General features: G+C 67.3%; 3 protein-coding genes. All 3 read right to left on the bottom strand.

What is annotated here, in order from left to right; genetic code table 11:
* The coding region (locus AC1DXV_RS33055; protein WP_477937741.1) for a hypothetical protein at nt 1-498 on the bottom strand (498 nt) is incomplete at its 3' end.
* A 67-nt stretch (nt 499-565) separates the two neighbouring features.
* On the bottom strand, nt 566-2,437 hold the full coding sequence (locus AC1DXV_RS33050) for a potassium transporter Kup (RefSeq protein ID WP_477865069.1): 1,872 nt from the start codon (nt 2,435-2,437) through the stop codon (nt 566-568).
* A gap of 30 nt (nt 2,438-2,467) precedes the next feature.
* On the bottom strand, nt 2,468-3,119 hold a 652-nt coding region (locus tag AC1DXV_RS33045; RefSeq protein WP_477937739.1), incomplete at its 5' end, for a sensor histidine kinase.

The raw sequence follows: 3,119 nt of genomic DNA, 5'->3' as shown, positions 1-3,119 counted from the left end.
CGCCACGGGCGACGCGGGCGGCTGCGCCCGCAGCGCCTCGCGCAAGGCCAGCGCGCCCTTGCCGACGAAGAAGAGCACCAGCACGTGGAAGCCGAACGGCATCCAGTCGGCCATGAACAGGTACAACAACGCATCGAGCGCGTACACCGCACCGCCCACGTAGAAGGCCCGCATGCTGCCGCGTTGCGCCATCAGGCCCATCGCGAAGAAGAAGGCCAGCACCAGCGCATCGAGCGCCAGGCTGACGACCGGCAGCCCGGAGAACAGCGCATCGATGACGCTGGTGATGCCCAGGCCGACGACGAAGTGGGTGTCGCTGCCCGAGTGCTGCATGCCGACGTTCACCGCCGACAGGCCGGCGATCCACCAGAACCAGCGCGCGCCGGACTGGACGAGCGGCATCGATTCGGCCAGTGCGCGCGGCGTCGGCGCAACGGCAGGGATGGCGACAGCGGCGCTGTCGGTGACAACGGCAGGCGCCGCGGTGGGTTCGGTCATGGGGTCCTCCTCGTGGGCGGCCTCGTCGGGCCGCAATCCCCCAACGATAACAGTGCCCGAAAGGGGTCTAGATCTGCACGCGCGTGCCCAGCTCGACGACGCAGTTGTGCGGCAGCTTGAAGAAGTCTGCAACGCTGCCGGCGTTGCGCGACATCGCCGCGAACAGCGCCTCACGCCAGTGCGCCATGCCCGCCCCCTTGGTCGGGACGACGATCTCGCGGCTCAGAAAGTAGGAAGTGGCACCCGGCTCGATCGACAGGCCGTGCAGTGAACAGTGGGCCAGGGCGCGCGGGATGTCCGGCTGGTCCATGAACCCGTAGCTCACCTGCACTCGCCAGAAGCCTTCGACCAGCGGCGTCAGCTCGATGCGCTCGGCATCGCCGATGCGTGGCACCTCTTCGAACTTCACCGTCAGGATCACGTTCTGTTCATGCAGCACCTGGTAGTGCTTCAGGTTGTGCATCAGCGCCTGTGGCACGGTGTCGGGGTTGGCCACCGCATAGACCGCGGTGCGCGGCGTGCGATGCGCCATGTCGTCCTGCGCCAGCGAGGTGATGAAAGGCATCAGCTCCGGGTCGTCGCGGCGGATGTGCTCGATCAACAGCTCGCGACCTCGCTTCCACGTCGCCATCACGGCGAAGATCGCCGCCCCCATCACCAGCGGGAACCAGCCGCCTTGCAGGATCTTCAGCGAACACGAGATCACCAGCACTGCGTCGACCACCAGGAAGGCAGACGTCGCGGCAACGGCGACCGCCAGCGAATACCGCCAGACGTAGCGAACGACGAAGAAGGTCAGCAGCGTCGTGATGAACATCGTCACCGTGACGGCGATGCCATAGGCGGACGCCAGCGCCGACGAGCTGCCGAAACCCGCGGTGGCGAGAAGAACGGCCACCATCACGACCCAGTTCACCGTGGGGACGTAGACCTGCCCCGCTTCCTTCTCCGAGGTGTTCAGCACGCGCATGCGCGGCAGCAGCCCGAGCTGGATCGCCTGCTTGGTCATCGAGTACGCACCCGAGATCACCGCTTGCGATGCGATCACCGAGGCCGCAGTGGCCAGCAGCACCGCCGGGATCAGCCAGGCCTGCGGGAACAGCCGGTAGAACGGGCTCTCCAGCGCCGACGGATCGCGCATCAGCAAGGCCCCCTGCCCCATGTAGTTGAGCGCGAGCGACGGCAGCACCAACCCCGTCCACGCGATGCGTATCGGGCGTGCCCCGAAATGCCCCATGTCGGCGTACAGCGCCTCGGCACCGGTCAACGCCAGGACGATCGAGCCCATCACGAGGAACAGATGCCAGCCACGCGCATGCAGGAACGCCACGGCCTCCAACGGGTTCAGTGCCGCCAGGATGCCCGGCTGCTGCACGATCTGCAGCACACCCACGAGTGCGAGCACGAAGAACCACACGCTGATGATCGGACCGAAAAGCTTGCCGACCGCCTCGGTACCGAAGCGCTGAGCGGTGAACAGCGCAACGATGATGGTGATCGAGATGGGCAGGACGTAGGGCTTCAGGGTGGGCGTGATCGCCTCCAGCCCCTCGACCGCGCCCAGCACCGAGATGGCTGGCGTGATCACGCTGTCGCCGTAGAACAGCGCGGCGCCCAGCACGCCGGTCAACAACAGCAAGGTGCGACGGGTCGGCGTCCCGCCGGCCGCCAGCGCGGTCAGCGCCATGATGCCGCCCTCGCCTCGGTTGTCGGCACGCAGGATCAGGATCACGTACTTCAGCGTGACCACCACCATCAGCGCCCAGAAGATCACCGACACCGCACCGATGATGTCGGGCGCGTCGAGCGGGACGCCGTTGGCGGGGTGGAACACCTCCTTCATCGTGTACAGCGGGCTGGTGCCGATGTCGCCGTAGACGACACCCAATGCCCCGAGCGTCAACAGGCCGAGGCCCTGGCGGTTTTCGTTGTCGTTCATTCTTGTACCGAGGCGATGTCAATCGCGCGTTTATAGAGGATCCATCCCGGCCGGAACCGGCGGAGGCGTTCCCGACGGCAGCGTGAACGTGAACGTCGCGCCGTGAGGCCGGGTCGGCTCGACCTGGATGTGGCCGCGATGCGCTTCGACGATCGCGCGGCAGATCGCGAGGCCCAGACCCACGCCAGGCGTTGCGGACTCCACCCGGCCCCGGGTGAACTTCTCGAAGATCATGTCTTCCTGCCCCGCCGGCACGCCCGGCCCCTGGTCGCGCACGCTGATGCGCAGTTCGTCGCCATGCGCCTTCGCCAGGATCTCCACCGGCGTGTCACGCGGCGTGTACTTGTCGACGTTCTCCAGCAGGTTGACGAGCACGCGCTCGATCAGGACGGCGTCGCACTCGACCAGCGATACGTCGGGATCGATGTGGATAGCGAGCGCTCTCGACCCGAGCGTCCCGTGGGCCGCCTTGACCGAACCGCCGATGATCTCCTCGACCGATTGCCATTCGATGCGCAGCCGGATCTCGCCGCTCTGGATGCGCGCCATGTCGAGCAGGTTGGTCACCATGTCGGCGAGGCGGCGCGACTTGTCGCCAAGCCCGGCGGCGAGCTCGCGCTGGCGCGGCGACAGCGGCGGCTGGCTCGCGGCCAGCAGCTCGGCGGTGGCGACCAGCGCGGCC

The sequence above is a fragment of the Rhizobacter sp. P3_C12 genome (genome assembly GCF_056402735.1).
Note: the sequence above shows the minus strand (reverse complement) of the source record. Positions and strands in the feature narration are given on the sequence as shown.